1 protein-coding gene is annotated in these 252 nt (G+C 52.0%); it reads right to left on the bottom strand.

Going from position 1 to position 252, the window contains the following annotated elements; genetic code table 11:
- On the bottom strand, positions 1-252 hold a 252-nt coding region (locus HBA93_RS22335; protein WP_286202147.1), incomplete at both ends, for an ABC transporter substrate-binding protein.

Genomic DNA, 252 nt, shown 5'->3' with positions numbered 1-252 from the left:
CACGGTTGATCGCCAGTGTCAGCGCTTCACGCACTTTCTGGTTCAGCAACGGATTTTCCTTCAGCGGATTTCTGGCTTTGTCAGTCAGATATTTGGACGGCTGCGCGCTAAAGCTTGGCTGCATAATCAGCGCACGCAGCCCCGGATAGGCATAAACTTTAACGCCTTCCGACTTTTCCAGCTTGGAAATATCGGCAACCGATACTTTGTCGATCACATCCACATCTTTGGCCAGCAAGGCAGCAGTACGCG

It is taken from the genome of Ochrobactrum sp. SFR4, assembly GCF_019730395.1.
In the GTDB taxonomy this organism is placed as follows: domain Bacteria; phylum Pseudomonadota; class Alphaproteobacteria; order Rhizobiales; family Rhizobiaceae; genus Pseudochrobactrum.
This window is presented reverse-complemented; position numbering and strand designations above follow the sequence as displayed.